At 65.0% G+C, this 26,877-nt stretch carries 25 protein-coding genes and 4 pseudogenes; 21 read left to right on the top strand and 8 right to left on the bottom strand.

What is annotated here, in order from left to right; all coding sequences use genetic code 11:
* The coding region (locus B056_RS38450; protein ID WP_018505438.1) for a DDE-type integrase/transposase/recombinase at window positions 1-419 on the top strand (419 nt) is incomplete at its 5' end.
* 56 nt (window positions 420-475) lie between these two features.
* Here the strand turns inward: B056_RS38450 and B056_RS42180 are convergent.
* Window positions 476-753 (bottom strand): annotated as a pseudogene (locus B056_RS42180) (IS701 family transposase); the annotation flags it as partial.
* An 881-nt stretch (window positions 754-1,634) separates the two neighbouring features.
* Here B056_RS42180 and B056_RS0129470 point away from each other — a divergent pair.
* A complete protein-coding gene (locus B056_RS0129470) occupies window positions 1,635-2,720 on the top strand; it encodes an ABC transporter substrate-binding protein (protein ID WP_230203256.1) in 1,086 nt (361 codons plus the stop codon).
* A 5-nt stretch (window positions 2,721-2,725) separates the two neighbouring features.
* On the opposite strand, the gene B056_RS0129465 is transcribed toward B056_RS0129470, so the two are convergent.
* Complete coding sequence (locus B056_RS0129465) at window positions 2,726-3,070, bottom strand: putative quinol monooxygenase (RefSeq protein WP_026240279.1); 345 nt, start codon at window positions 3,068-3,070, stop codon at window positions 2,726-2,728.
* A gap of 208 nt (window positions 3,071-3,278) precedes the next feature.
* Here B056_RS0129465 and B056_RS0129460 point away from each other — a divergent pair, with 208 nt between their 5' ends.
* Genes B056_RS0129460 through B056_RS0129440 form a run of 5 tightly spaced genes read left to right on the top strand, consistent with a single transcriptional unit; the run spans window position 3,279 to window position 9,674 of the window.
* Window positions 3,279-4,748, top strand: coding sequence for an aldehyde dehydrogenase family protein (locus B056_RS0129460; protein WP_084647271.1), 1,470 nt, complete (start codon window positions 3,279-3,281; stop codon window positions 4,746-4,748).
* Window positions 4,745-5,956: an L-2-hydroxyglutarate oxidase gene (lhgO, locus tag B056_RS0129455; protein WP_020572774.1), complete on the top strand. Its 1,212-nt coding sequence runs from the start codon at window positions 4,745-4,747 to the stop codon at window positions 5,954-5,956. Before B056_RS0129460 ends, lhgO begins: the two co-directional genes overlap by 4 nt.
* A gap of 55 nt (window positions 5,957-6,011) precedes the next feature.
* Complete coding sequence (locus B056_RS0129450; RefSeq protein ID WP_018505433.1) at window positions 6,012-6,890, top strand: amidohydrolase family protein; 879 nt, start codon at window positions 6,012-6,014, stop codon at window positions 6,888-6,890.
* The gene (locus B056_RS0129445; RefSeq protein ID WP_018505432.1) at window positions 6,887-8,578 is read left to right on the top strand and encodes a thiamine pyrophosphate-dependent enzyme; all 1,692 of its coding nucleotides are present in this window, start codon (window positions 6,887-6,889) and stop codon (window positions 8,576-8,578) included. The genes B056_RS0129450 and B056_RS0129445 overlap by 4 nt, the downstream gene beginning before the upstream one ends.
* A 34-nt stretch (window positions 8,579-8,612) precedes the next feature.
* A complete protein-coding gene (locus tag B056_RS0129440) occupies window positions 8,613-9,674 on the top strand; it encodes an Ldh family oxidoreductase (RefSeq protein WP_035753214.1) in 1,062 nt (353 codons plus the stop codon).
* 150 nt (window positions 9,675-9,824) lie between these two features.
* Here the strand turns inward: B056_RS0129440 and B056_RS0129435 are convergent, their stop codons facing one another.
* Entirely contained in the window at window positions 9,825-10,232 is a 408-nt protein-coding gene (locus B056_RS0129435; protein WP_018505430.1) for a cupin domain-containing protein, read from the bottom strand.
* Between the two features lie 208 nt (window positions 10,233-10,440).
* On the opposite strand from B056_RS0129435, the gene B056_RS0129430 reads away from it, so the two are divergent.
* The 14 genes and pseudogenes from B056_RS0129430 to B056_RS41225 form a co-directional block, all read left to right on the top strand.
* The gene (locus B056_RS0129430; protein ID WP_026240276.1) at window positions 10,441-11,040 is read left to right on the top strand and encodes a carboxymuconolactone decarboxylase family protein; all 600 of its coding nucleotides are present in this window, start codon (window positions 10,441-10,443) and stop codon (window positions 11,038-11,040) included.
* Window positions 11,037-12,089, top strand: a complete 1,053-nt coding sequence (locus tag B056_RS0129425) for an ABC transporter permease (protein ID WP_018505428.1) — start codon at window positions 11,037-11,039, stop codon at window positions 12,087-12,089. Before B056_RS0129430 ends, B056_RS0129425 begins: the two co-directional genes overlap by 4 nt.
* A 51-nt stretch (window positions 12,090-12,140) precedes the next feature.
* The gene (locus tag B056_RS0129420) at window positions 12,141-13,346 is read left to right on the top strand and encodes a substrate-binding domain-containing protein (RefSeq protein ID WP_063826675.1); all 1,206 of its coding nucleotides are present in this window, start codon (window positions 12,141-12,143) and stop codon (window positions 13,344-13,346) included.
* Between the two features lie 10 nt (window positions 13,347-13,356).
* Window positions 13,357-15,009 carry a sugar ABC transporter ATP-binding protein gene (locus tag B056_RS0129415; RefSeq protein ID WP_018505426.1) on the top strand — a complete coding sequence of 551 codons (1,653 nt, stop codon included), beginning with the start codon at window positions 13,357-13,359 and terminating at the stop codon, window positions 15,007-15,009.
* Between the two features lie 145 nt (window positions 15,010-15,154).
* On the top strand, window positions 15,155-16,060 hold the full coding sequence (locus B056_RS0129410; protein WP_026240274.1) for a LysR family transcriptional regulator: 906 nt from the start codon (window positions 15,155-15,157) through the stop codon (window positions 16,058-16,060).
* A 294-nt stretch (window positions 16,061-16,354) separates the two neighbouring features.
* On the top strand, window positions 16,355-17,263 hold the full coding sequence (locus B056_RS0129405; protein WP_018505424.1) for a VOC family protein: 909 nt from the start codon (window positions 16,355-16,357) through the stop codon (window positions 17,261-17,263).
* Window positions 17,260-18,746, top strand: a pseudogene (locus tag B056_RS46265) (NAD-dependent succinate-semialdehyde dehydrogenase). The gene B056_RS0129405 and the pseudogene B056_RS46265 overlap by 4 nt, the downstream one beginning before the upstream one ends.
* A complete protein-coding gene (locus B056_RS0129395) occupies window positions 18,746-19,552 on the top strand; it encodes a fumarylacetoacetate hydrolase family protein (RefSeq protein WP_035753211.1) in 807 nt (268 codons plus the stop codon). Before B056_RS46265 ends, B056_RS0129395 begins: the two are co-directional and overlap by 1 nt.
* Window positions 19,549-19,962 (top strand): VOC family protein, encoded by a 414-nt coding sequence (locus B056_RS38440; RefSeq protein ID WP_018505422.1) that lies wholly within the window; start codon window positions 19,549-19,551, stop codon window positions 19,960-19,962. The genes B056_RS0129395 and B056_RS38440 overlap by 4 nt, the downstream gene beginning before the upstream one ends.
* A 3-nt stretch (window positions 19,963-19,965) precedes the next feature.
* Window positions 19,966-20,769: an alpha/beta fold hydrolase gene (locus tag B056_RS0129385; protein ID WP_018505421.1), complete on the top strand. Its 804-nt coding sequence runs from the start codon at window positions 19,966-19,968 to the stop codon at window positions 20,767-20,769.
* On the top strand, window positions 20,766-21,227 hold the full coding sequence (locus tag B056_RS0129380; RefSeq protein WP_018505420.1) for a GlcG/HbpS family heme-binding protein: 462 nt from the start codon (window positions 20,766-20,768) through the stop codon (window positions 21,225-21,227). The genes B056_RS0129385 and B056_RS0129380 overlap by 4 nt, the downstream gene beginning before the upstream one ends.
* On the top strand, window positions 21,220-22,296 hold the full coding sequence (locus B056_RS0129375; protein ID WP_018505419.1) for a uroporphyrinogen decarboxylase/cobalamine-independent methonine synthase family protein: 1,077 nt from the start codon (window positions 21,220-21,222) through the stop codon (window positions 22,294-22,296). Before B056_RS0129380 ends, B056_RS0129375 begins: the two co-directional genes overlap by 8 nt.
* A gap of 48 nt (window positions 22,297-22,344) precedes the next feature.
* Entirely contained in the window at window positions 22,345-22,632 is a 288-nt protein-coding gene (locus tag B056_RS0129370; protein WP_035753217.1) for a DUF2218 domain-containing protein, read from the top strand.
* Window positions 22,633-22,688: 56 nt separating this feature from the next.
* Window positions 22,689-23,078 (top strand): annotated as a pseudogene (locus tag B056_RS41225) (helix-turn-helix domain-containing protein); the annotation flags it as partial.
* Here B056_RS41225 and B056_RS41220 read toward each other — a convergent pair.
* The 5 genes and pseudogenes from B056_RS41220 to B056_RS43210 form a co-directional block, all read right to left on the bottom strand.
* Window positions 23,078-23,212, bottom strand: a pseudogene (locus tag B056_RS41220) (SAM-dependent methyltransferase); the annotation flags it as partial. The pseudogenes B056_RS41225 and B056_RS41220 sit on opposite strands and share 1 nt — an antisense overlap.
* Window positions 23,213-23,343: 131 nt before the next feature.
* On the bottom strand, window positions 23,344-24,072 hold the full coding sequence (locus tag B056_RS41215; RefSeq protein WP_076784800.1) for a nucleotidyltransferase family protein: 729 nt from the start codon (window positions 24,070-24,072) through the stop codon (window positions 23,344-23,346).
* On the bottom strand, window positions 24,069-24,605 hold the full coding sequence (locus tag B056_RS43215; protein WP_154677309.1) for a nucleotidyltransferase family protein: 537 nt from the start codon (window positions 24,603-24,605) through the stop codon (window positions 24,069-24,071). The genes B056_RS41215 and B056_RS43215 overlap by 4 nt, the downstream gene beginning before the upstream one ends.
* An 89-nt stretch (window positions 24,606-24,694) precedes the next feature.
* The gene (locus tag B056_RS46260; RefSeq protein WP_076784799.1) at window positions 24,695-25,429 is read right to left on the bottom strand and encodes a phytanoyl-CoA dioxygenase family protein; all 735 of its coding nucleotides are present in this window, start codon (window positions 25,427-25,429) and stop codon (window positions 24,695-24,697) included.
* A gap of 67 nt (window positions 25,430-25,496) precedes the next feature.
* The gene (locus tag B056_RS43210; protein WP_154677308.1) at window positions 25,497-25,661 is read right to left on the bottom strand and encodes a hypothetical protein; all 165 of its coding nucleotides are present in this window, start codon (window positions 25,659-25,661) and stop codon (window positions 25,497-25,499) included.
* Window positions 25,662-26,877 lie beyond the last annotated feature (1,216 nt).

Raw genomic sequence — 26,877 nt, 5'->3', positions numbered from 1 at the left:
CCTATCTGTACCGGGCCGTCGACCAGTTCGGCCAGGTCATCGACGTGCTGGCCTCCGAGAAGCGGGATCTCGCCGCGGCCCGCCGGTTCTTTACCCGTGCACTGTCCCACGGCCGGCGGCCCGTCGAGGTGACCACCGACCGGGCCGCCTCCTACCCACGAGTCCTCGACGAACAGCTCCCCGCCGCTCATCACGTCGACGACCAGTACGCGAACAATCCGATCGAGGCCGACCACGGCCGGTTCAAGGCACGACTACGGCCGATGCGCGGCCTGAAAGGCCTCCGCTCCGCACAGATCGTCGGCTCCGGGCACGCGTTCGTGCAGAACATCCGCCGCGGCCACTACGAACTGGGCGTCGATGCCGACCTCCGGAACCGGCTGACGGCTGCCTTCACCGAGCTCACCCTGGCCATCTGACCGCCCGCCCGAGACGGCTCCACCACGCCCCGCCTCCACCCAATGCAACGGCGCCCAACCAGGACCCCATCCGGCTCGGTCAGGTTCTCCACCACATACGACTGGACGACGTCACGCATCGCGTGGGCGTCCCAGGCGTACTCGTTCAACAAACGCTGCATCTTCTGCGGCCCGGCCTCACGGGGAACTCCGCGAGCGTCCACCCGTTCTTCCGTTCCGTCCGAGACAACAACCCTGCCACATGGGCCCGCGCCTGCGTACGCGGCTGATCAGACCGGAAACAGTCCGCCACCCGGCCGAATAGCTCCTCCAGCCCCGCCTCCCACACCGCCACGTCCATCCCGGATACGCTACGTGCCGCGGCCGCCGCGGCTTCTTCTTTTGTTCTCACAGACTACGGAGAATCACGCGGTGGCCGCCCCACGCCACACGCCACGCCGCATCCGCGAAGAGAGACCACACTGCGATCACTGGGGCTGTAGTACTTGGTTGCCCCGAGCCTGGGTCTGGAGGGGCGGCCACGACCAGTGAGGGCCGTGCCGTCGCGATCGAGGCTTTTCCGAGCGCCTGGACCGGTGGTGAATCCCGTTCCGCGCGTGGCCGACCGGCCAGATGTCGGATGTGCACGGTACGACCCGAAAATATTTGGCAAGCGTGCCGCCAGTTTTCCCAACTATCGACCTCCATGACACATCTGACAGTCAAACTGTATCTACCGGAGATCTGGGACGCACCCAGGTGCGGGCAGCGGCGAGATGGGATCCCGCGCATCCCGAAATCTAATCTTGCAAACGAGTTCGCGATCCTGGCCGAGTGGGCGCTGGACATGCGACCGATATCACGCCATGGTTACTGGAATCCCGAAGCAATCAGACGATCGTCGAGGGGTGTGCGCGCTGCTTGACATGTGGGGCAGTCACCTCCCGTTAAGGTCGATACGCCGAAAAAGAGGCTGCCATGCCGTTATCCCTGCGTCCGAATCTGACGACAGCCGGGTTAAAATCCAGAAGTTGGACAACGGTGGTCGCTGTATCGCGAAAGTCGGGTAGCCGTGCGCGTGGAACCTGCTACGGCGCGTCTCTGAAGGCTGCGCGGAGGCTGAAATATGCTGTACCGGTACTGTTTCTTGTGCCGGTGGCGGCGTGTTTCGGGACAGGTGGAGAACAAGCCGCGGGGGCCGAGAGCTGCAACGTGCCCGGGGTCACTGGGAATGAGGTGAAGATCGGTTTCGTCTATCCGGACACCGGAGTCGATGCCGAGGCCTTCTCCGCGGCGCGAGCTGGTTTGGAGGGACGCATTGGCCTGGCCAACGAGGGTGGTGGGATCAACGGTAGGAAGATTGTTTATGAATGGCGTAATGACGAGATGTCGGCCGAGATGAACCGGGGTGTCGTCCGAGACCTCGTCGAGAACGTGGGCGTCGTGGGCCTGGTGACTGCCAGCGTCACGATGACGGGGTCGGCCTCCTACCTGGCTGAGCAGCGTGTTCCTGTCACGGGTATGGACGCTGAGCCGGTCTGGTCGCAATACGACAACATGTTCACGTTCGCGCGTATGAGTAGCGGCGCGGTCGACACCTGGGGCCGGTACATCCAGATAAACGGCGGGACCCGGGCCCTGATCGTCATTCCGAACAACCTCGACTCCGCGGCGGCCTACGCGGACCGCCTCGTTCGCGGCATACAGGCGGTCGGTGTCACCCACGTGGGCACCGTCGAGTACGCGGCGGCCACGGACAGCCCGCAGCGGATCGCAGCGATGCTGAGCGCTTCGAGAGCAGACGTCCTGATCGGGGTCATAGACCCGCCCGCGCTCGCCGAGATCCTCGGCGCGACACGGAGCGGCGGCGTGCCTCTCAAGGTCACACTTTCCGCTGCCGGATACGACGCCGCGCTGCTGGAGCGGTTCGGGCCGGAGTTGGCGGGTACCTCGATCATGCTTTATTTCACGCCGTTGGAGGCGGGCGGGCCGGCGGTCGCACGGTACATGACCGCGATCGCCCGCTACGCTCCACAGGTCAGATTTCCGGAGCAGGAGTTCGCGATCCGTTCCTACATCCAGACCGATATGTTCCTGAGCGCACTGCAGGCCGCCGGTCGCTGCCCCACCCGCGAGGCCATCATCGAAGCGCTGACCGCGATGAAGGGCTATGACGCGGGCGGCCTGATCAAACCGATCGATCTCGGTGCGCACGACGGTCGACCGCAAAGCTGCCTCAACTTCGTCCGGGTCAACGAAACGGGGACCGCGTTCGACCTCGCGGCAAAGGAGCTCTGTGGAAACGTGGTTCCCACTCGGTAGCTCGGTCAGCGGCCGATCGGGGCCGCACCCTTGGCTGGTACCTCGCCGGCCGGCTCGTCGCGGGCCAGGGGAACCAGGTCGTGGCGGTGGCGTTCCTGGAGTCTGGGCAGTACTTCCGCCCGTAGCCAACGCGCGAAATGATCGGATGACGTGTGCGCGATGAAGGCGGCTTCATCGACGTATTCCTCATAGATCGCGAAGACGGTGGCGTCGGCTGGCGATCGACAGACGTTGTATGCGAGATTTCCGGGTTCGGCTCGGCTGGGTGCGGTCATGCGTCCGAGGGATCCGGCGACCTGATCCTCGGCACCCGGAAGGGCTCGGTAGTGTGCGATTACCACGAATGTCATGGGGACTCCGGTCGTGAGTTCCGCAATGGTCCTGACCATTATGGCGTCGGTTGGCCGCGGACACGGCCGAGGATCAGGCGGTCGTTCGTACATCTAAGCTTGCGGCTTTTTGTGGTTCAGGGTGCTGAGCTGACCTCCTACGATCGGGTTGATTGCTTCGGGGGCCGGTCGGCCCAGTTCGATGATTCGAAAGGACGGTCGGTAGCTGATGCGACCAAAGGCGGTGCCGCGGCTCGTTGACGGGCAGTGGCGGATGCCTGCCGAGGACGCCTGCATCGACGTCGTCGATCCGGCGGACGTGCGTAGGATCGTCGGCCGGGTGCCGGCGATGTCGGCTGGCGAGATCACCGAGTTGTATGACGCGGCAGCGAAGGGTGCACAGCGGTGGCGCGCCACCCCGCTGCTCGAGCGGGCTCGGGTGCTGGTCGACGCGGCGGCTGATCTGCGCAGGCGTCGGGACGAGATCGCTGCGGACCTGGTCGCCGAGATGGGCAAGACACGCGCCGAGGCCACGGTCGAGGTCGTCAAGTCCGCGGACTTCTTCGACTACTACGCGAGCCTGGCGAGGCAGCCGTACGGGCAGCTCATCGCGGACGGGCGCCCGGGCACCCAGACGAGTGTGCGCAACGAGCCGCTCGGGGTCGTATGTCTGATCACTCCGTGGAACGACCCGTTGCTGACACCGGCCCGTAAGGCCGCCCCCGCGCTGATCGCCGGCAACGCCGTGGTGCTGAAGCCCGCGTCGGAGACGCCGCTGGTGGCCGTCCACCTTGCCCGATCGCTGCACGACGCGGGCCTTCCGGCGGGAGTGCTCGGGCTTGCCGTCGGCCGCATCTCCGTGATCGAGGCGGCCCTCCTCGACGACCCGCGACTGGCCGCGGTGTCGTTCACCGGCAGCACGGCGATCGGGCGCGTCCTCAGGCGACGCTTGGCTGATCGGAATGTGCGGGTGCAGGCCGAGCTGGGCGGCAAGAACGCTTCCGTGGTGCTGGCGGACGCCGACCTGGACCTCGCGGTGTCGACGGTCGCCGCCGCGTCGTTCGGGCAGACCGGCCAGCGCTGCACTGCTACCAGCCGTGTCGTGGTCGACAGGAAGATCGCGGACGAGTTCGTGGCCGCTCTGGTGAACGCGGCGGCCGCGGTCCGCCTGGGCGCCGGCGATGATCCCGCGTCGACGATGGGTCCGCTGGTGAGCCGCCGTCACCAGGTCGACGTGTTGGCGCACGTCGAGCGGGCCAGGTCGCAGGGAGCCACAATCGCCTTCGGCGGGGCCGCGCCGTCCGACGAACCGCTGTCCCACGGCTGCTTCGTCACCCCGACGGTTGTCACCGATGTGGACCCGTCGATGAGCATCTGGCGTGACGAGGTGTTCGGACCGGTGGTGGCGGTGCGTGTGGTGGACGGATTCGATGAGGCGGTCCGGGCTGTCAACGACTCCGCCTACGGCCTGGCGGCTTCGGTGTTCACCCGCGATCTGGCCCAGTCGTACGCGTTCGTGGACCGGGTGGACACGGGCCAGGTGTCGGTCAACCTGCCGACCTCGGGTTGGGACGTGCACATGCCGTTCGGCGGCTTCGGGGATTCGGGCGGGTCGACGGTCAAGGAGCAGGGCCTGGAGGGCCTGCGCTTCTACTCCAGGGTCAAGACCGTCGCGATCCGTTTCGACACCACGTCATGACCGGGGTGTCGAGGCACCGGGTGGGTGTGGTCGGAGCCGGTCTGGTCGGTCTCTCGATCGGCCGGCGGCTCGCTCAGCTCGGCAACGACGTCACCGTGTTCGAGAAGGAAGACGATCTGGCCACCCATCAGTCCGGGCACAACTCGGGTGTCGTCCACGCGGGGCTCTACTACCAACCGGGGTCGTTGAAGGCGACGCTGTGCCGGCGAGGGGTGGAACTGCTCCGCGAGTTCTGCGGCGAACACGAGCTTGAGTTTCGGGAGATCGGTAAGGTCGTGGTGGCCCGCAACGCGGAGGAGATGCTGCGGCTACGCGACATCGAGACCCGTGCGCACCGCAATGGGGTGCCCAGGGTCCGCTGGCTCGACTCCGTCGCGCTGCGGGAACTGGAGCCGAACGTCACCGGGCTGGCCGCCCTGCACTCGCCGACCACCGCCATCGTCGACTACCGGGCGATCGCCCGGGCCATGGCTGATGACATCGTCGCGGCCGGTGGGCGCCTGGTCCTCGGCGCGGCGGTCACCGCCCTCGCGCCGAGTGGCGCGGACGGGATCGCCGTCCAGGCCGGGGAGCACCGCCACCGGCTGGACCGGGTCGTGGTGTGCGCCGGGCTCCAGTCCGACACCGTCGCGCGGCTTGCCGGTGACGAGGCCGGGCCCGCGATCGTGCCGTTTCGCGGCGAGTACTACCGGCTTGTTCCCGAGCGGGCCGGTCTCGTCCGCGGCCTGGTGTATCCGGTCCCGGATCCGGCCTATCCCTTTCTCGGCGTGCACCTCACCCCGCGTGTCGACGGCAGCGTCGACATCGGCCCGAACGCCGTGCTGGCGATGGCACGGGAAGGTTACCGGCGCCGGGACGTGAGCCTGCGCGATATCGGTGGCGTGCTGCGATGGCCGGGCGCCCGGAAGCTGTTCCGCCAGCACTGGCGCGCCGGCGTCCATGAGATGCGCGGTTCCCTGTCCACCCGCGTGTTCGTCTCGGCCGCCCGCGAATACGTGCCCCAGCTGCGGGTCCGGGACGTCGTCCGGGCCCCCGCGGGGGTGCGTGCGCAGGCTGTCGACGCCGAGGGCACTCTCGTCGACGACTTCCGGATCAGCCATCTCGGACCGGTGATCGCGATCCGGAACGCTCCGTCGCCGGCCGCGACCTCCTCGCTCGCCATCGCCGAGCATGTCGTCGACCGTATGGCCGCCCACCAGGCCTCCTGAATTCTTTCCTGTATTCCTCTGTCCCAGTACCTACTCCGAAATGAGGACCGCCGACATGTTCATCGTCGACTCACAGATCCACATCTGGCGGGACGAGACGCCCGACCGGCCGTGGATCCCCGGCGCGCGTGAGCGGATCCGACTCAACGGGCACCGCGAGGAGGCGTTCAGCTACGAAGAGGCGCTCAGGCTGATGGACGCGGCCGGCGTCGACCGTGCGCTGATCCTGCCACCGTCCTGGGAGGGCGACCGCATCGACTACGCCCTCGAGGCATGCGAAACGCATCCGGAACGTTTCGGAATCATGGCGCGGATTCCGCAGAACAAGCCGGCCGAAGGCGCGGCGATGATGCGTGACTTCGTACAGAACCCACACATCAAGGGCACCCGGCTGACCTTTCACCGCCCCATCGACCGCAACTGGATGATCGACGGGACGAACGACTGGTACTGGCCCCTCGCCGAGGAACTCGGAATCCGGACGATGGTGCACGCGCCGATCTGGAAGACCGAGCTGGGCGCGATCGCGGCCAGGTACCCCGAGCTGCGCATCATCATCGACCATATGGGAATCATGGCGCGGTGTGTCGACGACGCCATCGGCTACTGGGTCAAGGAGACCGCGGACCTGCACAAGCACCCGAACATTTACGTGAAGGTCTCGGCGATCCCGGGCTACTCGACCCAGCCGTTCCCGAACCTGAACCTCGCGAAGTACGTCCGGGAGATGGTCGACGCGATGGGGCCGCAGCGCTGCTTCTGGGGCACGGACCTCACCCGACTGATGGGCCACGGGCTGACCTACGAGGACACGATCTCGCAGTTCACCGAAAGCTTCGGCTTCACCGCCGAAGAACTTGAGTGGATCATGGGGCGGGGTATCTCCGAGTGCCTTGGCTGGCCGGCCCCGGTTGCCGCGGAGACCACGCCATGACCGACCGCATCGACGGCGGCGAGGCGATCATCGAAGCCTGCCGAAGCCTCGGGGTCGATGTCATCTTCTCCTCGCCAGGGTCGGAGTGGGCGCCCGTCTGGGAGGCGCTGGCGCGGCAGGCGAGGGACGGGACGGACGGTCCGCGCTACCTCGACCTCATGCACGAGACACTGGCCGTGGCGATGGCCACCGGATACGGGCTGGTAACCGGGCGACCCCAGCTGGTCCTGCTGCATGCGGTGCCAGGGCTGCTCCAGGGCGCCTGCGGCATTCACGGGGCCCTGCTCGCCAATGTCGGAATGGTCGTCTGCTCGGCCGAATCGCTCACCTATGGAGAGGGCGAGACCGACCCGGGTTCCCAGTGGTACCGGAACCTGTCGATCGTCGGCGGTCCCCAGGCGGTGGCCGCACCGTTCGTCAAGTGGTCCACACAGGTCGGCACCGCCTCCACGCTCTACGGTTCGGTCGTCCGCGCCGCCGAGATCGCCCGCCGGGCCCCCGCCGGCCCCGTCTACCTCAACGTGCCGGTCGAAGTGCTCCTCGAACCCTGGACTCCCACGCCGACGGCGGTCCGGCCCGTGGCACCTCCCGGCCGCCGGGTCAGCGCGGACGAGGAACTTGAGGAGGCAGCGCGTCGACTCATCGCCGCCGAACGTCCCGTCATCGTCACAGAGTCGGCCGGCCGGCATCCGGACGGATTCGCCGCGCTGGTGGATCTCGCCGAGCAGCTGTCCGTCCCGGTGATCGAACCGCAGTCGGCGGTGTGCAGCAACTTCCCACGTACCCACGACCTACACGCCGGCGGCGACGGAACCACGCTCTTCGCCGACGCGGATCTGATCGTGCTGGTCTGCTGCCGAGCACCGTGGTACCCGCCCAGCAACCGCCCGGCCGACACCGGCGTGCTGGTGATCGACGACGTACCGCACCGCCCGTACGTCGACTACCAGATCCTCGGCGCCGACCAGTACCTGGAGGGCGACGTCGGTCCGACGCTGCGGGCACTCGCCTCCAAAATCAAGGCGGTCGGGGTCGACGAGCAGCGGGTTTCCGACCGTCAGACCGAGATCGCCGCGAGGGTGCCGGTGCGGGCCACGGTGCCGGTGCGGGCCGCCCTCCCTGGAGACACGCTGGACGCGGCGCTCGTCGTCGAGCAGCTACGCGATCTACTTGATCCGCGGGCGGCTGTCGTCGACGAGACGATCACGCACAGCCGGATCGTCGCCGAACATCTTCGCGCGGAGGAACCCGGTCGGTACAGCTACGTCCAGGGTGGGCTGGGCCAGGGCCTCGGCGTGGCGCTCGGGGTCAAGCTGGCGGACCCGGACCGCGAGGTCGCGCTCACCATCGGTGATGGTTCACTGCTGTACAACCCGGTGGTCCAGTCCCTCGCCGCGTCGCGCAACCTGGGCCTGCCGCTACTGATCGTCGTCTTCAACAACCGGCAGTACCGTTCGATGAAGCTGAATCACCTGCGCTTCTATCCGGACGGTGCCGCGGTCGCGGGGGACGACTTCCGCGGCGTCAACCTTTCCGACCAGCCTGACCTGGCGGAACTGGTCGTGCCCTTCGGGATGGTCGGCCTCACCGTCACCCGGGCCGACGAGCTGCGCCCCGCGCTCGAGCATGCGCTCGCCAGCGTGAACGCCGGAGTCACCGCGCTCGTCGATGTCCAGCTTTCCCGCTAGCTCCCGCCGCCGCCCCCTCTCACGGAGGTTAGCAATGCCCGCTCCTCGCACAGCCGTGCCGGACAAAACACTGCGCACCCTGGTCAGCGACATCTTCGTCGCGGCGGGAACCAGCCGCGAGCACGCCGACACGGTCTCGGACGTGTTGGTCTGGGCGAACCTGCGTGGTGTCGATTCCCACGGAGTTTCCCGCGTGCCGCGCTATCTGGAACTGTTCGACAAGGGCGAGGCGAATCCCCGGCCCGAGATCGTCGTCGAGGAGCTGCGGTCCGCCCTCGCGGTGATCGACGCGGATGCCGCGCCTGGTCCGGTGGCGCTGTCGCTGGCGATGCACCAGGCGGTGAGCATGGCGCGGTCGAGTGGCGTGGCTTGGGTTGCCGTCCGTGGCACGGTGCACACCGGTGCGATCGGGTACTACACCGAGTGTGCTGCGCAGTACGGCATGGCAGGCCTCGGCATTGTGGCCGGCGTACCTAACATGGCCTACACCGGCAGCCCTGTCGCCGGGGTGGCGACCAGCCCGCTGTCCGTGGCAGTGCCCGCGGGCCGGCACCCTATCGTTCTGCTGGACATGGCGACCGCCGTCATCGCGCTGGGCCGGATCGCTCAGCACAAGGCCAGTGGCCGCCCACTACCCGAAGGCGCAGCGCTCTCGAAGGACGGTCGACCGACGGTTGACCCTGCCGAGGCGGCGATTCCCCTCTCGATGGGTGGTGCCAAGGGAGCCGGGATGTCCCTGGTCTTCGAGCTGTTGGCCAGCGGCCTGACGGCCAATCCGATCGTCAGTAGTTTCCACAGCGGAAAGCCCGAGGGCCGACGGCATCGCCAGAACGCGGTGTTGCTTGCGGTCGACATTTCCGCGTTCACTCCTGTCGACCAGTTCCGGGCGGTGGTCGACGACACTGTGGACGCGATCAAGCAGCTGCCGGCGAGCGATCCTTCGCAGGAGATCCTCATACCGGGAGAGCGGGGCGCACGCACCTTCGCCGACCGTCTCACCACCGGCATCCCGTTGCCCGTCCCACTGGTCAGGAAGCTGTGTGAGCAGGCCAGCGCGCTCGGTGCACCGGTTCCGGAGGGCCTGCTTTCTGAGTGACCGGGGAGGTCCCCGCGGAACTGGGCACGGCGATGCGGGCGCGCCGTGGCCGGGTCCGCGTATCCCTGGTGACGGTGTAGCCCAGGTGACTTACTGAGACGGGTGCGGTCCTTCGTGGGGACCTCGCGCCGTTGCGAGGTCGGAGCGGGTTCAGTCCTGGACCATCCGGTCGTCGTCGGTCAGGTGCTCGACAGTGCGACCGGTGGCCACAAAGGTACGGGTCACGTAGGCCGAGTCGTAAACCCACAAGATTGTCATCGGAACATCGCCGATGTTGCGGAACAGGTGGGGGATACCGGCCTCGACATACGTGGTATCGTAGGGATCAAGCTCCGTGCAGCTACCGTCGATCTCGACCTCTGCGGTGCCACTCAGCAACGTCACGTGCTCGACGCAGTTGTGGGTGTGTAGGGGCGCTCCGGTGCCGACCGGATACGTGCTGATACCCGTGGTGATAGTAATCCGTTCGCGGGCACTGGCGCGGGTGATAAGTGGTAGCGTTCGGACGCTGCCACCCCGGTCGAGCGGGACGACCTGGCTGAGCTTGATAATAGTCATGACGACTCCTCGATGTCCACCGGCAGATCGGTGCGTTCTCGACTGAGGTTAGATGGGTCGACCACGACGCGTGCTCACGGATCCCGAATCCTAATCTTGCGAGCGAGTTCCCGATTGGTCATCCGCAGACTCTGGACATGGCCTCGGGATTTCAGCATTGTTACCACGGTCAGCCGACCATCTGACAGCTTCCCCGAGGAGGACATCAGTGCGACTCGCTCCGCTCGAACAACTTTCACCACGTCAGGCCGAGATCAGCGAACGTATCACTAGCCGTCGCGGCGGTACCCGTGGCCCATTCCTGGTGTGGCTACGCAGTCCCGAGCTGTGCGAGCGAGTCGAGGCACTCGGTGCGTTCTGCCGATTTGAGTCCGCGCTGCCGTTGAGGCTCCGGGAACTCAGCCTGCTGATCGCCTCACGGCACTTCGACGCACAATACTCCTGGAACGCGCACATCGAGAAGGCCGTGGACGCCGGCGTGGCGCGTGAGGGCCTGGAGCGGCTGGCGCGGCGGGAGGATCCCGGCTTCGTGGACGACGAGGAGCAGTTGCTCTACCGCTTCGCGACCGAGATCCTCGAGGACCACTTCGTGAGTGACGAGACCTTCGCCGCCGGGCTGGCAACCTTCGGTGATCAGGGGCTCGTAGACCTGATCGGCAGCCTGGGGAACTTCTCAATGCTCGCCATGCTGCTCAACACGTTCCAGGTGGATCTGCAGCCGGGCCGTCCCGAGCCGTTCCCGGACATCCACGGTTTCACCCGGGTAGAGTCGGCCGGCCACCACGGGGGCCGGACGGAACCGGTATGAACATCGCGTCGTCCTCAGCCGGTGACCGGATCGGACCGGCCCCGGCGGTCCGATCCACACAGGCCGCCGGCGGGCCAGCCAATGGCGGAGGGCCGGGCCGACGTCACGAGATCGGCCTGTTCGGCGCCAGGTTCGCCGTGGTAGGGGTCTGGCTCCTCCTGGCGGTTATCTACGGGATTGCCGTCCCCGAGACCTTCCTGACCTCCGGAACGTTCCAGACGATATTCGGCAGTCAGCAGGCGCTGGTCTTCCTGACCGCCGCACTGCTGTGCACGATCTGCGTCGGAGAGTTCGTCGACCTCTCCGTCGCCTCCGTCTTCGGCCTGGCTGCGATCCTGGTACCTGTCCTCAACGTCGAACACGGCTGGAACGTCTGGGCGGCGAGCCTGGTGGCCGTGCTCGTCGCACTACTGTGCGGCGCGGTCAACGGATTCCTGATCGTCCACCTCGGAGTCAACACCATCGTCGTCACGCTGGGGATGGGCACCCTACTGCTCGGTATCGGGCTCTGGATCAGCAACCTAACGCCGATCAGTGGGCTGAGTACCAGCTTCTCAAAAACCTCGCTACTAGACATCGTAGGATTACCTATAAGTTTCTACGAAGGCATTCTTCTCATGGTCGGTTTCGCCTACGTACTGATGATGACGCCACTCGGGCGGAACATGCGGTTCGTTGGAGCGAACCGTGAGGTGAGCAGGCTGGCGGGCATCAGAGTCAACCGCATACGCTTCGGCGCCTTCACGGTCGCAGGAGGCATCACCGGTGTCGGCGGGGTGCTGGCCGCCGCCGCCACCGGAGGGTTCGACCCGACGGTCTCCCAGAGCTACCTTCTGCCGACGTTCGCCGCGACCTTTCTCGGTACCGCGATTCTGCAGCCGGGGCGCTTCAACCCGCTCGGAACGCTCATCGCGGTCTACTTCCTCGCCACCGGAATCCTGGGCCTCCAGCTGCTCGGGGTCGCGGGATGGGTCTCCAACGTCTTCTACGGTGGCGTCCTCGTGATCGCCGTCACGATTTCTACTCTGCTGCACGCCCGGTCCAGGTGACTAGCCCCCGACTCGCGGTCACAGCCGCGAGTGAGTATTGAGGGACAATCGATGATGTTCATGAGAAGCGCACCGCAGCAGGCCAAGCGGCGCAACAGACAGCGAAAGTGCGTCTCCGTGGCGATATTAGCCGGCACAATGTTACTTGCCGCATGCGGCTCCTCGGATCCGGCGGACGGTACCGACTCCTCCACCTCCCCAGGGGCTGGCACCGGATCGGTGTCGGGCGGCGACCTTGCCGCCACGGTTGCGGACCTGAGCGACCGGGACCTGAGCAATCCGATCCCGACGGAGCCGATCAGCAGGGTCGACGAACTGCATGGCAAAAAAGTCTTCTACATTCCGATCACACAGCAGGCACCACAGTTCGCCGTGACGGGCCGGACGCTGACAGCGGCGCTCGGCGCGGCGGGTCTCACGGTGCAGATCTGTAACGGCAACTCCAACCCGTCCGACATCACCGCGTGCGTCAACCAGGCGGTCGGCGCGAATGCGGGCGCCATCATCACCGATTCGATCCCGTACGCCCTGGCCGCCAACGGCTTCGCGGCGGCGCAGGCGAAGAAGATCCCGGTCCTGATCACGGATCAGATTCCCGATCCCGCGCACAAAACGGGCCCCCTGCTGGGCTATCTGGAGGGAGCCGGAAAGACGCAGCTGAGGGCCATCGCCGACTGGGTTATCGTCGACTCCGGAGGCAAGGCGAAGGTCGTCATCAACGCGAGCACGGACTCCCCGTCGACCCAGGCCTACATTGCCACCGCGCAGGAGGAGTTCAGCGCGCACTGCCCGGACTGCAAAGTGACGCTGAACAAGATTTCTTCGGCGAACTTCCCGCTGATCGCTTCGTCGACGAGCTCGGCCATCCTGGCGAATCCCGGGGTCAACTACGTGATCTCCGAGTTCGAGCAATATCTGCAGCCTACATCCACCGGTGTGCAGCAGTCCGGCAAGGCCACCTCGGTCAAGGGCGCATCCACGGCCGCCCAGATCAACGGCCTGCAGATGCTCGAATCAGAGAAGTTCCTGCACGCGGACGTCGGTCAGGCCTCGGCCTACCAGGGCTGGGCCGACGCGGACGCGGTACTGCGGATGATGCTCGGCGAGACTCTCCCCGAGTACGAGATCCCCATCCGCCTGTTCACCCGGGAGAACGTCAAGGAGCTCTCGATCACCAGCCAGGCGGAGGCTTCCGGAGAGTGGTTCGGCCCGACCGACTTCCCGGCCCGCTTCAAGACCCTCTGGGGACTGAGCTGAGGTGACGACGATGACACTGACGTCTGGAACGGACGCGGACGAGTCGACCCAGCCGCTACGACTGCGGGTTGAGCGAGTCTCAAAGACCTTCGGTAGAAGCTGTGCCCTGCACGATGTATCGCTGGACCTGCGTCCCGGCGAAATCCACGGGCTGGTCGGTCAGAACGGCTCCGGGAAGTCGACCCTCGCGAAGGTCCTGACGGGCTACCACGCCCCGGACCCCGGCGCGCGGGTCCTCGTCGACGGCGTGCCCCTGCGCTTACCCATCCGACCGATTGAGGCCCGAAGCCACGGCCTGGCCGTGGTGCATCAGAGCCTAGGCCTGGTGAACGACCACACCGTGGTCGAAAACCTCCGGATGGGGCGACTTCGCGCCGGCCGCTACACCCGCCGGATCCACTGGCAACGCGAGATCGACGAGGCACAGGAGGTACTCAGCCGCTTCGGTCGGTCGGTGCGCCTGGACGCCAAGGTCGGCTCGTTACCCGAGGAGGACCGCGCTACCGTGGCGATAGCGCGCGCGATCCAGGACGCGCGACGGGGCAAGGGAGTGGTCATTTTCGACGAGTCGACCCGCTCTCTGGCCCGGGAATCGCTGGAGCACTTCTATGAGCTCCTCGACGAGGTTGTGGCGACAGGAACGGCGGCCCTGCTGATCACTCACCGACTCGAGGAGATCTGCGATGCCGCCGACCGGGTAACCGTGCTGCGGGACGGCTCGGCGGTGGAGTCCGGCCTGTCCACCGCCGGGCTCTGCGAGGCCGACCTGGTGAACCTCGTACTCGGTCGTACGCTGCAGGTGCTGGACCGGCCTGCGGCCCGGGCGGCGCCGCCCGGGCCGCAGGCCGCTGACAAGGCCATCACGCTGACGGGTGTGGCCGGCAAGATCGTCCGTGATGTGGACATCCGGATGGCGCCCAGAGAGGTACTGGGCGTCACCGGCCTGGCCGCCTCCGGGCACGACGAGCTTCCGTATCTGGTCGCCGGTGCCCGCCGAGCTCGGGCCGGACAACTGACGATGGGCGATGTCAGCCTCGATCTGGCGACGATCGACTGCCAGACCGCCATCGCGGCCGGCCTCGTACTCGTGCCGGAGGGCAGAGAGCACGCCGGCCTCGCGTTCGAGATCTCGGTCGCCGAGAACATCGCGCTGCCGCTGTCCCGCGGGCGCCGTGGTTCCCTGATGCCAGTCAACGTCGGGGCTGAGCGGTCTCTGGTGGCGGGCTGGATCGACGCCCTCGACGTCCGCCCTCCCGATTCCGCAATGCCGGTGGGAAAACTCAGCGGGGGCAACCAGCAGAAGGTGCTGCTCGCGAAGTGGTTGGCCATGCGACCGCGGGTCCTGATCCTGCACGAACCGACGCAGGCCGTGGACGTCGGAGCCCGTCGCACGATCGTTGAGGCGGTCCGGGCCGCAGCCGCCCAGGGATGTACCGTCCTCGTCGCGGGTTCCGACGAGAACGAGCTTGCGCTGCTCTGTGATCGGGTCCTGGTGTTCCGTGATGGTCGTGTCGCGGAGGAGCTGACCGGCGACATCACCACAGATGCGATCATTACCGCTACCTTCGCCTCCGGAACCCGCCGGGCACTTCGTCCGTCGTCGCGAGCGGAGAACGGTGTTACGACCGGTGTCGTGGCTGGTGTCGCCACCGGCTCCGACTAGCGGAGCGGGCGCCACTTCCCACGGACTCATGTCGCCGGCCGCAGCCCATGTCCCTGCCGCGGCCGGCGAGGCCCGGTCCCTGTGGTCGGGGCCGGCCGGATGACCGCGGTGCCCGGTTCCGCCACGGGAAGAAAGGACACGTCCTGTGGATCGTATAACCGTCATGCGAAGTTTCGTCCGGGTGGCCGAGGAAGGCAGCTTCAGTCGCGCCGCGCGTAGATTGAATCTGTCCGGATCGCTTGTCTCGCGGCATGTGGCGGAGTTGGAAAAGCAACTTGACATCCGACTGGTGAACCGCACGGCACGGGCGGTGACCCTGACGGCCGCGGGCCATCGTTACCGTGACTTCGCTGACCGCATGCTCCACGAGCTGGATGCCGAAGACGCCGCGCTGCGTGGACTGCGGGAGCGGGCCGAAGGACCTCTAGCGGTCATCTGCCCCAAATGGATCGGCAATCTCGACCTCGGCGAGGCGATCGCCGACTTCGCTGTCGACCATCCGAAGATCCATGTCCGGTTCGAGGTGGGAGGTATGTCCGACCGGACCTTCGACTTCCTCGACCAGGGATACGACGTCGCCTTCCACACAAGGGACCTGCGCGACTCCACGATGTTGATTAGAAAGCTCGCCGACATCGAGTTCGTCCTCTGTGCGGCTCCGGGGTACCTTGCGGCCAGCCCACCCCTGAAGGACCCGCGCCAACTCGCCGAACATGATTGCCTGGTACACATTAATGACCCGATTTGGCATCTGCACGGAGTCGGACAGGAGGTTCACTTCAGGGTGCCGACCGCCGTCTACTCCTCGAACAGCTACATGACATTACGCAAGGCGGCGGTACGGGGTCGTGGCCTCGCTTTGATGCCGGTCCGGACAGTCTCCGCCGATATTCAGGAAGGGCTGCTCGAACGCGCGCTCCAGGACTACAGCGGCCCCGCGCGGTCTCTGTACGCGGTGCATTCTCCCGGCGCGCACACCCTGCGCAAGGTACGTGTCTTTCTCGACTACATAACCGCCTGGTTCACCCGAAATCCGATGACTGTGCAGTAACGCTGGTCGGCTGCTCCGGCCGGGAGCGATGTGCCGCCAGCGCACTGTCTACCCACGTGCCACGAACCCGGTACTGACGGTGGCCGTTCGGCGTCAGGTCGAAGCAGACTGGCCGGTGGAGCACGGCGACCATCATAAGGCCAGATCATCCGGGCACACCCGACCATAGATGAATCATTAGAGTTCGCCGGACGCACGAACAGGCTGCTGGTCCTGCGTTCGAGTTGGTCATACGCTCGCAACACAGGCATGAGGTGGGACCGCCCCGCCCGTGCAACCAAGGAGCACAGCACTGTGACGATCATGCGTATCGAACGTGCCGTCTACGCGGTCGATGACCTGCCAACCTGCATCAGGTTCTTCGAGGATTTCGGCCTGACCTTGGAGAACCAGTTCGAGGAATATGCGATCTTCACGACGCTGAGCAACCAGGTCGTCGAGCTTCGCCTGAGCAGCGACCCGACCCTGCTGCCTCCCCTCGAACCTGGACCGACACTGCGAGAGCTCGTGTGGGGCGTCAGTGATCTAGGCAGTCTCGAGCGGCTGATCGAGGATCTGCGCACCGACCGCCACGTCACCGTTGATGCTGACGGTGTCGCGCACACCATCGACGAGACCGGATTCGGCCTGGGGCTCGCCGTGGCCGCGCGGAAGGCACCCGAGGTTCCTGACGTACCGTTCAACCGCCACGGCGCCGTGCAGAGATGGAACCACTCAGTCAATCTGCCGATTCGAGTGCGACCATTGCGTATATGCCATGTGGCCTGGAATATTCCGAAAGAAGGCCGGGAGAATGCCGTCGCGTTCTATCGCGACCGGCTCGGATTCCATATCACGGACCAGGTGTTGTCGATGGGCACATTCATGCGGGCCGAGGGAGACGCCGACCAGCACACGCTACTGCTCTGCCACCGCCCGGACCGTGCTGGTGTCAACCACACCTCATACGAGGTCAGTGGCTTTGATGACGTGATCCTCGGCGGCAACCAGATGATCGAAGCCGGCTGGCGGGAAGCCCGGCGGCTCGGCCGTCACACTGTCGGGTCGAATGTCTTCCGTTTCGTCCATGCCCCGTGTGGTGGCCGGGTGGAATATGCCGCCGACATGGACCGGGTCGACGAGGCGTACGGCATCCGGGTGCACGAGGTCACCCCACCACACCACCTCTGGACGCTGCAGACCAACAGGGAGAGCGGAGAATGACGACACGGACGGTCACGCCTCAGGGAACAGAGGGCGACCCGGCCCGGCCTGAGTACCCGGATCTCGCCATGTACATCGACGGGCAGTGGACCGGAGGCGGCGGCAGCCGGCGTGAGCCGGTGGTGAACCCGGCTACCGGGCTTGAACTCGGAGCTGTTCCGCTCGCGGAGGCAGCCGACCTGGACGCCGCTCTCGCGGCAGCCGCGCGCGGCTTCACGCTCTGGCGGGACATGCCCGTGGAGCGGCGCTCCACGATCCTGCACCGTGCCGCGGATCTGCTGCGCGAACGCGCGGACCAGATCGGGCGGGTCATGACCCTGGAGCAGGGCAAGGCGCTGCCGGAGTCAACCGGCGAGGTAAAGAGGGTCGCGACGCTGCTCGACTGGGACTGCGAGGAGGGCCGGCGTGCCTATGGGCGCATCATCCCTACCAGCCCAGGGGAGACGCTAAGCGTCGTACGCGAACCGGTCGGGCCGGTCGCGGCCTTCACGCCATGGAACTTTCCGGCGGGCAGCCCGATGCGCAAGATAGCCGCAGCGCTTTCCGCCGGCTGCTCCATCGTGATCAAAGCCTCCGAGGAAGTGCCGGCCACCGCATGCCTGTTGACGCGCTGCTTCGAGGACGCTGGCCTACCCGGGGGGTGCTCAACCTGATCTTCGGTGTTCCGCGCGAGGTCTCCGAACATCTCATTGCGTCCCCCACCATCCGCTTCGTCGCCTTCACCGGGTCGGTACCGGTCGGTAAGCGGCTCGCCGGACTGGCCGCGGCGGTGATGAAGCCCACGATCATGGAGCTCGGTGGGCACGCCCCGGTCATCGTCTGCCCCGACGTCGACCCTGCGGCCGCGGCGGCCTCCTGTGTTCGCGGCAAGTTCGCGAACGCCGGACAGGTCTGCACCTCGCCGAGTCGGTTTTTCGTGCACGACAGCATTCATGACGAGTTCTTGGACGCTTTCGTGAAAGCCGCCGAAGCCGTCACGTTCGGCAATGGACTGCGGTCGGGGGTCCAGATGGGCCCGCTGGCCAGCGAACGCCGTCGTGACGCGGTGCGGCAGCTGGTGGACGACGCCCGTGAACGGGGTGCAACTGTGGCCACCGGTGGTCACACTCCGGACGGTCCAGGCTTCTTCTATCCCCCCACCGTGCTCGCCGATGTGCCCGAGGACGCCGCGGTGCTGTGCGAGGAACCATTCGGCCCGGTGGCACCAGTGATCCGTTTCGGCGATCTCGACGAGGCGCTGTCGCGGGCCAACGCGCTGCCCTACGGCCTCGCGGCATACGGTTTCACGTATCGGGCCGATCTCGCTGCCAAGCTCACGCGTTCCTTCGAGGCAGGCATTCTGTCCATCAACCATGTGGGTGGGTCTGTTCCACAGGCCCCGTCCGGTGGGTACAAGGAGAGCGGCTACGGCCGCGAGGGCGGCCCCGAGGGGTTGGACGGTTATCTGGTTACCAAGCGTGTCTCCCACCGGATGACGATCTGATGCGCTGGTGTCGATTCCAACGGTCGGACGGGCCCAGATACGGCCTTATCGACGGCGATGGGGTGTGTCCTGTGGACGGCAGTCCGTTCGGTGATTTTTGGCCGAGAGCCGAGCGACTGCCCCTGGAGAGTGTGCACTTCCTGCCGCCGGTGGTGCCGCCGACGTTCTTCTGCGTGGGTCTCAACTACGCCAGCCATATCCAGCATGCCCGCGAACGTGGGATGGCAGCGGCGGTGATTCCCGAACGTCCGGAGATCGGATATCGGGCCAACAGCGCGCTTGTTGGACACGGCACGCCGGTCGTCAGGCCCGCCGACTGCACGGGCCGGTTCGAGGCGGAGGGCGAGCTGGTCGCCGTCATCGGCCGCCGGGTGCGCCAGTGCTCGCGGCAGGAGGCGGTGGACGCGGTGTTCGGCTGGACCATAGGCAACGACGTCAGCGCCCGGGCCTGGCAGAAAAGCGACCGAACCCTGTGGCGCGCGAAGAACAGCGACACCTTCAAGCCGATGGGGCCGTGGATCGAAACAGATATCGATCCGATGACCTCCCGCACGATTATCGACCTGGACGGCGTGCCCGCCGCCGAGTTCGCAACCGGCGACATGATCTTCGACCCCTTCGACTACATCTGCGAGATCTCCCGTTATATAACCCTTGTTCCAGGAGATGTGCTCTGGATGGGAACCGAAACCGTCGTTGAGATGGAGCCCGGCAAGACGCTGAGCGTGACGATCACCGGGATCGGAACACTGAGTAACCCGGTGGAGATCGAGGCGTCGGTCACCACGGCCGAGGAGCAACTATGAGTAATCGCCCTGCCTACATCCATCATGTCAATTTTCCCACAACTGATCCCGAACGCACCAAGGAGTGGTACTCCAAGGTCTTCGGCCTGAAGGCCATCACTCCGAAGAGCAACACCAGAATCGTACTGATGACCCGCGGGAATTTCGACCTGCACTTCACCCCGGTTGATGAGATGGACCGCATGTCCCCCTATCACTTCGCAGTCGAAGTTGAGGACTGGGACGGTTTCCTCGCACATCTGGGAGAGCTCGGGGTTCGGCGCACTCGCACCATCGAGCGACCCGAGAACAATTCCAAGTTTTGCTATATACATGACCCAGACCATACGATGATCGAAATCGTCCATCACGGCAGGCGGCCGGGGCCGGGCGGCGCCCCCTCGCCCGGGCCGTCCGGCAAGGGAGCGTAACCGATGCCCTTTACAACGTCGACGGACGGTGTCCGGATCTACTACGAGGCGCAGGGCACCGGACCCGCCGTTGTTTTCGTCCACGGCTCGGGTGGCCACCACGCCGCCTGGTGGCAGCAGGTGCCACGGCTCCGTGACCGCTTCACCGTCGTCACGCTCGACCTGCGCGGATTCGGTCGTTCGGCCTCGGCCCTGGACGAATTCGACAGTCGGGCGTTCCCTGACGATATCGCCGCGGTTCTCGCGGCGGCCGAGGTTGGTCCCGCGGTGCTGGTGGGGCAGTCGATCGGCGCCGCCGCGGCGCTGAAGACCGCCCTGCGCACGCCGGTGTCCGCGGCCGGAGTCGTCCTCGCGCACTCGCTCGGCGGTATCGACCATCCAGACCTGGCCGCGCGGGTGCGCGCAGACCGTGCTGTCGCGGAGAAGCTGCCGGTTCTGGATCGCCTGCTTACGCCTCGTTTCCAGACGGATGAGCCGGCAAAAACGTTTCTGTTCCAGCAGATGGGCAGTTTCAACACCGCCAAAATGGCGGACCTGCGTAACCTCAATAGCGACGGGCCCACCATCGAGGATGTTGTCGGGTCCGGCATCCCCCTCTGCTTCCTGGCCGGGGAGAACGACGCGGTGCTGCGCCCGGACACGGTTCGGGCTGCGGCTGCGCTGATTCCGAGCGCGACGCTGGAGCTCGTCGCCACAGCGCCGCACTCGATGTACTGGGAGGCCCCGGAATTGTTCAACACTGCACTAATCCGTTTCCTGGAAAAAGCGCACGCACACGACCTCTCGGCAGCGGGAGAGTTGATATGACGCTTTCGTTCCAAGATGCCCGCGTGCTGGTTGACGGCGCCCGCGAGCACGCGTGGGAACTGGGCAAGGCGCTCAGTATCGCTGTCGTCGACTACGGCGGTTTCATCGTGCTGGTGGAGCGTATGGATGGTGCGCGGCCGATGACTCCGAGCATCGCGCTTGCGAAGGCATATTCGGCGGCCGTCATGCAGCGCCCGACCGAGATGCTGGAGAACTGGCGTCAGTCCGATCCCGTCTTCTTTACCCAGGTCGGTCGAATGGGCCAGCACCCCATCGTCGCGACGAAGGGCGGCTATACCCTCAAACGGGACGATGTGATCCTGGGTGGTATCGGCATCTCTGGTGGAAGCCCGGACGAGGATCAGAAGATCTGTGAAGCCGTTGTGACCGCGGCAGGCTTCTCCGTCGACTTTCCCGCCTGGGCCGGAGCGCGTAAGGAGACGAGTACCCGTGGCTGACGACTTCAAGTACCACATCGATCATCATGCGAGCCTTGTCCCTCCGCCGGAGCTGGTCGACGCCCGGGCCGCACGCCTGCGCGACACCCTCGACGACGCCGGGCTGCGAGCCGTCGAAGAGGCTGCCGTCATCGACGGCCTGCGCATGCAGCGACGACTCGGCCTGACCGCGTTGAGCGACGGCGAGTTCCGCCGTCGCAATCACCTGGCGGTGACCTACGACGCGATCGCGGGTTTCGGTGCGACCCCGCAACCCGGCGCGGCCCTTGCTGACCTCGTTGGTCCCCTGCACGCACCGGAGATCCGTCAGCTTGACAGGTCACCTGCCGGAGGCGGTCGGCTGACCAAGTACGAGACCGACTTCCTCCTTGCGTCCGCCGACCGTCCCACCCTGGTCGCACTGGCGTCGCCCGGTTTCCTCGCCGAGTTGACTACACAGACCGTGGACGTGTCGGCAAGCGGCGCGGAGCTAGCTCGGATCCTGCGCGACGAGATCGCCGCCATGGCCGCCGACGGCATTCGGTACGTTCTGCTCCGCAACCCCGCCTACACCTTCCTGCTCACCGAGCCGGGGCGGGAACACGCACGCGCGCTTGGCATCGATCCCGAGTCGACGATGGACCGGATGCTGGAGGCGGACGCGCAGGTCCTCTCCGGGCTGGAGACACCGGCGGAATTCCGCGTCGGGCTCGACATCACCACCGCAGGCGCCGCCAGCGGCGGCTACGATGTCGCGGCGGTTCGGCGTTTCGGCGCTCGTTTGCCATTCGACCGCTTGTGCGTGGAATTCCCCGCCGAGCTTGGCCGTCGTTTCCCGCTCGGCGAGCTGCCCCCCAGCACAGTAGTTTCCCTCGGCATCGTCGACGTCAGCGATCCGGAGTTGGAGTCGGTGGAAGAGCTGGTCGGCCGGATCGACGACGCGGCCACCATTGTGGACATTGACAACATCGCGATCTCAACAAATGGAGGATTTCACGCGGCGCGGCAGCCGCCGAGCGCCGCGACCCAGCGCGCCAAGCTGCAGCTCGTTGAAATGGTCGCGCGCTATTTCTGGGGCAACGAACTGTAGGATGCCGAGCCGTAGGCCAGTTTAAGTTCCTCTCGCATGGAGGCGACCATGAGTGACACCCTGGAGGCGCACGCCACAGTGAAGACACAGGCCGCCGCCCGCTACGTCAAGCAGTTGGCGTCGCATCTGGGGCGGCGAACCGAGCCGGTCGAGGGGCCCGAAGGCACCAGCCTGCTACTTGGCGGTGGCAGGTGCCTTCTTGTCGCAACCGAGGAGACCCTCATCTTGCGCGCGAGCGCGCCCACGAGCGGGGATCTCGAACGAGTCAAGAATGTTGTTGGTGCGCATCTGGAACGATTCGGGCGGCGCGACGACCTCACTGTCCACTGGAGCTAAAGGCTGTTTCGTAACCCGGATGCCGGGGCCCGGGTGCGCTGGTGGATCATGCTGGGGTGCAGGTCATCTCCGCTGCCGACCCTCAGTGGATCTTCCCGTTCACCGGGTCGAAGCCGGCCCAGTTCCGCCGGCTGGTCCGTCTCGTCGCCCAGCCCGGCGGAGACCGGATCGCTGACGGGCGGCCGGGACGGCCCCGTGGGCGCTGCCCTTGTCCGACCGGGTGCTGCTGGTCGCGGCCTACTAGCGTAGGAACCTGACCCTGTGCCAGATCGCCCCCGCTGTTCGGGGTGTCCTACTCGGCCGCCTACCGGGTGATCGACATGATCGGTCCGCTACTGGCCCTGGCCCCGGCCAAACGACGCCCCCGTGACCAGATCGCGATCGTGGACGGCACGCTCATCCCGACCCGCGACCACACCCTGGCCGCCCCGTCGAAGAACTACCGGTCGAGGGTGTCCCGCAGCTCCGGGGCGGTCAGAATCCGCTCGACATCGCGTACATCGGCGTCGAGGTAGACGGTGCGGCCTTCGGGGGTGCCGGTCAGCAGCGCCCGGGCGTGGGCGAGAACGAGCGGGTCGTTGCAAGTCGGGTTGTACACACGTCGCTGGGCCCCAAGTGCCCCCGGGTCACGCATCCCCGTACCCTTGATGTCTGCGCACGGGGATCGGCGCTCACCTCGTCTCACTACCCGATCCCGCGATAGCCTCCCAATCAAGATCCAATCCAGGAAGAGACTTGATTGGCGTCTATCCTAAATAGATCACGCGGGGTGCCGAAATCGAGAAAATATCGCATGCCATTGTCGTAGGCACACAGAAGCCCTCGACTTGCGAGCGATGGAAGAATCGTCGAGTAAAGATCGAGTGCGAGTCCCGACCGATACTCACTCATTAAGCTTTTTGTTAGCCAGAGAACGCCCGTGCTACTTCCTCTCCATGCGAACACGGGTGGGGGCTCCGGTTTCGGTGAAGCTTCGAGCGTCGCGATGACTAACCCGCCGTCATCGACATACCATGCACCCTGATTAGGTGCGTCCGTACGCCGGGTAAGCACGATTATCCCGCCTTCATCGTGCCCCTCGCTCCGCGCGAGCAGGTCCGTTAAGTCAAGATCAACAATGGTGTCACCGTTCCAGACAATGAAGTCTTCTCCCGCTAATTCGTGGAGGCACTCTAGAAGGTCTGAGCCAGTACCGCGCTGCCCAGTAGACACGAAACGGAGGTGACGCGAATATTGATGACCTGAAAAGTGATCGCAAATAACGGCGGCGCGATGGTGGATAGCCACAACGACAGGCCGCAATCCGGCGCCGATCAATCGGCCTGCCAGATGTTCAAGATACGGCCTACCAGCGACCGGAATCATGGTCTTTGGAATGCGGGTACCAAGCTCGCCTAAACGACTACCCGGTCCGGCAGCTAGAACGACCGCGCCCGTCATTCGTTATCGCCGCGCAAGAGCGCTTGGCGTCGTGCAACAAAAACCTCGTGACTATCCTCGCTAGAGGAGTCGCAGTGTACACGACGATACAAGTCAAAAGTCATCACTTGAATTTCAGTAATACCGAAAGGGGCCTTGCGGTTTAGGTGGATAGCCTGATCGTATCGCTCCGTCGTTGCTGCGGATAGCCCGGCGTGGTCACGTCGACGGTAATCACGCCATGGCGCGAACTGAAGTTCCCCGTGTCGGAGAAGAAGTTCGGAAGGATCCGGCGTCAGCCAAAGTTCAGCGCAGCATCCAGCAGCGGTTTCGAGGGCCTCCACAGATGCCACTACAAGCCGATATCCCCACACGTCGAGCATGACACGCAGGGGCTCGCCGAAACGCCGCATCTTTGCTATAACCGATTCATCGTCTTTGAGACGAGCATCTACGATCACCATATCCGACTCGATACGGCCATACCCGGCCATCACTTCTGGATGATCGTGGGGCAATACTGCGTTGTGCCCATTCTCGGTAAGGTAGCGCACGAGATCATCTCTGCCCGAATCGAGTAGCGCTTTCCGTCTATCTCTTGTGGATATCAGGTGATCGAGAACTCTTACATAATCGCTGTCCGTTAGAGGAGCGAGGTCGGGCAGGCTAGACACGATGTGGCCTCTCTTCCACGGTAGATCCGCTGGCCCTTAACCAGCCGATACCGCTGAAATTCGTCGGCGGATAGTTCGTCAACACTACGATACGCGAGAGTCAGGACGGTACGGGGCCCGCTAGCCGACGCCCCAGCGCCCGCATGGTACAGCTGTCCGTGCATCAAGATGACGTCTCCTGCTGACGCCGGGACTGGCACTGCTTGTTCACTAAGCATCGAATAAACAGCCGATTGATCCAACCACGTTCCTCCATTATTGGGTGCGCCGGTGGACGGCCAGAGATGACTTCCTGGGATCACTCTTGTAGCAGATTCAAGGTCGGTGCAGTCCGAGAGATAAACGAGGACCGTGAGTATACTTCGGCTCCATTGCAGTACATCTCTGTGTAGTCGATCAACCCGGGGTGAACGATAAACACTCAGATGATTGTGTCGGTTCTCAACCAGCTCGATATGCGATCCGATGATCGGAACAAGCCTGCTAATAAGAGGATCGGAAGTCGCAGCAGCGAGAAACGCAGAATCCGTTGCTACGGCATGGTTGATCCGCATCGAATCAGGCCGGTTCACCACATGATCATCGTGCGCGATCGCGCCGATGCGGTCCGCAATCCCGCAAAGATTATCGCACTCCTCCGAGCCTATGACGCCAGGTACACGGAGATACCCAACGGCATGGAAAAAGGTAGTCGCGGCATCCATTTTTCCTCCGAGTCCCCTTGCTTGCTAGACGCTCGCTCACACAGCTTCGCCGTAGCCGTAATTGGAGCTACTCAGACTCTAGTTTCTCACAGGGGACGATCTGAAAACCTGCCTCTTCGAGACCGGAAGTCACATACAGCGCTACCTCGCCGCCGTTCGCTTCGCTCTCGGCAGCGTCAGCGTCAGCTAGAGCATCCATAATTGCCACAGCGATCGCCGCGAAATTGTCCATCAGTAAGCGTCATCCTTCGTCGACAAAGCGAGAGTCAAGCCCTAACGGCGATGCTGTTCCACCCGAATAGGGACCTGATTCGTCGGGGCCTCCGATTGGCTCGGGCCCGTATTGACGAGCCTCAACCACACCATGGACAACCGTTCGTCCACCCGCGCAATCCGCGCGAGCGCGGTTCTACCTCTCCGATCTTCACACGGAAGTACCACTTCGGGGGTAGCAAGGAACCGAGCGGGGACAGCGTCAATGGAACACCTAATCACTCCATCGACGGTAGCACCGTCGAAGTCCACCAGAATCCGTGACATCTCGCCATCCGGACGTCCCCTAAGAGGAAATGAGCCGGCTCTCTGCATTGAATCTACGGCCGCCCGCAGATCCTGCACAATGCTCAGTGCGCGGCGCGTTTCTTGGCTAAAGTGAGCCAATTCGGCATCCGTGATCGGCAGACTGTAACCGTACTCCGCCAGATTCACACTGGCGTTTCGCAGGATGCGATGAGCCGAGTCCAGTTCGACACGTAGCAGCGTACGCAGCGTCTCGCTCGTAGGGGGCATCGGATTCTTCCTCTTCAGTTAGATGAAACTTCTTTCGGCGATCATCGCTATCGGCGATAGAGACGAGTGAACGGGATAACGTATCCTTCCCCGCCGTACCTTCTAGCCACGTATGCCGCCGCGAATCGTGACTCGCAAAAAGGTCCGGTACCGCCTTCAGCAGTCTTACCATCCGAACCAGTACGGGCGGCAAGGTAGAGCCGTTGTGCCCGACGCCAACCGGGTTCGGCGGGGTTATCTGGCCGAGCAAGGCGCTGAATCTCAGACAATAGATCTCGCCGGGTAACCTCGTACGGCTGTTGCTCCGGCTCACTCATCCCGATTCCGCCGGGTGGACAATGGACGGTCGGGCCTGAGGATCCAACTCAGGCTGTTCCGCTACGCGGAGCATCGAGCCTTTTCAGAGTTGCTTTGCCTGAATCGTGGGAACGTTCCATCTCGCGCGCATGAAGGAGCCGCCGACGGGCGACCCGGAGGCCGGAAGTTGTCCGGACGCTGTCGGTCCGGACATGAGAAATAGAGAAGCCCTCGGTAGATCACAGGATGCCTAATCACCGTGACCTTGACCGAGGACTTCCGTTGCTAACCTACCCTGGCGCCATCATCCTGCCCGAGTCGACCCTGGAGTTCCTGGCCGCGCTGCTGGCCGACGACCGCGC

This window comes from Parafrankia discariae (assembly GCF_000373365.1).
GTDB lineage: Bacteria > Actinomycetota > Actinomycetes > Frankiales > Frankiaceae > Parafrankia > Parafrankia discariae.
The sequence above is the reverse complement of the archived record's forward strand: the minus strand, read 5'-3'. Positions and strand labels throughout refer to the sequence as shown.

Excerpts from the sequence above, each read along its gene's own strand:
- B056_RS0129370 (WP_035753217.1), top strand. The coding sequence starts at position 22,345 with ATGAGTGACACCCTGGAGGCGCACGCCACAGTGAAGACACAGGCCGCC.
- B056_RS43210 (WP_154677308.1), bottom strand. The coding sequence starts at position 25,661 with ATGGACAATTTCGCGGCGATCGCTGTGGCAATTATGGATGCTCTAGCT.
- B056_RS0129395 (WP_035753211.1), top strand. The coding sequence starts at position 18,746 with ATGCGCTGGTGTCGATTCCAACGGTCGGACGGGCCCAGATACGGCCTT.
- B056_RS0129440 (WP_035753214.1), top strand. The coding sequence starts at position 8,613 with ATGCCCGCTCCTCGCACAGCCGTGCCGGACAAAACACTGCGCACCCTG.
- B056_RS0129420 (WP_063826675.1), top strand. The coding sequence starts at position 12,141 with ATGATGTTCATGAGAAGCGCACCGCAGCAGGCCAAGCGGCGCAACAGA.
- B056_RS0129415 (WP_018505426.1), top strand. The coding sequence starts at position 13,357 with ATGACACTGACGTCTGGAACGGACGCGGACGAGTCGACCCAGCCGCTA.
- B056_RS38440 (WP_018505422.1), top strand. The coding sequence starts at position 19,549 with ATGAGTAATCGCCCTGCCTACATCCATCATGTCAATTTTCCCACAACT.
- B056_RS0129435 (WP_018505430.1), bottom strand. The coding sequence starts at position 10,232 with ATGACTATTATCAAGCTCAGCCAGGTCGTCCCGCTCGACCGGGGTGGC.
- B056_RS41215 (WP_076784800.1), bottom strand. The coding sequence starts at position 24,072 with ATGACGGGCGCGGTCGTTCTAGCTGCCGGACCGGGTAGTCGTTTAGGC.
- B056_RS0129450 (WP_018505433.1), top strand. The coding sequence starts at position 6,012 with ATGTTCATCGTCGACTCACAGATCCACATCTGGCGGGACGAGACGCCC.
- B056_RS0129380 (WP_018505420.1), top strand. The coding sequence starts at position 20,766 with ATGACGCTTTCGTTCCAAGATGCCCGCGTGCTGGTTGACGGCGCCCGC.
- B056_RS0129465 (WP_026240279.1), bottom strand. The coding sequence starts at position 3,070 with ATGACATTCGTGGTAATCGCACACTACCGAGCCCTTCCGGGTGCCGAG.
- B056_RS0129445 (WP_018505432.1), top strand. The coding sequence starts at position 6,887 with ATGACCGACCGCATCGACGGCGGCGAGGCGATCATCGAAGCCTGCCGA.
- B056_RS0129385 (WP_018505421.1), top strand. The coding sequence starts at position 19,966 with ATGCCCTTTACAACGTCGACGGACGGTGTCCGGATCTACTACGAGGCG.
- B056_RS0129425 (WP_018505428.1), top strand. The coding sequence starts at position 11,037 with ATGAACATCGCGTCGTCCTCAGCCGGTGACCGGATCGGACCGGCCCCG.
- B056_RS46260 (WP_076784799.1), bottom strand. The coding sequence starts at position 25,429 with ATGGATGCCGCGACTACCTTTTTCCATGCCGTTGGGTATCTCCGTGTA.
- B056_RS0129460 (WP_084647271.1), top strand. The coding sequence starts at position 3,279 with ATGCGACCAAAGGCGGTGCCGCGGCTCGTTGACGGGCAGTGGCGGATG.
- lhgO (WP_020572774.1), top strand. The coding sequence starts at position 4,745 with ATGACCGGGGTGTCGAGGCACCGGGTGGGTGTGGTCGGAGCCGGTCTG.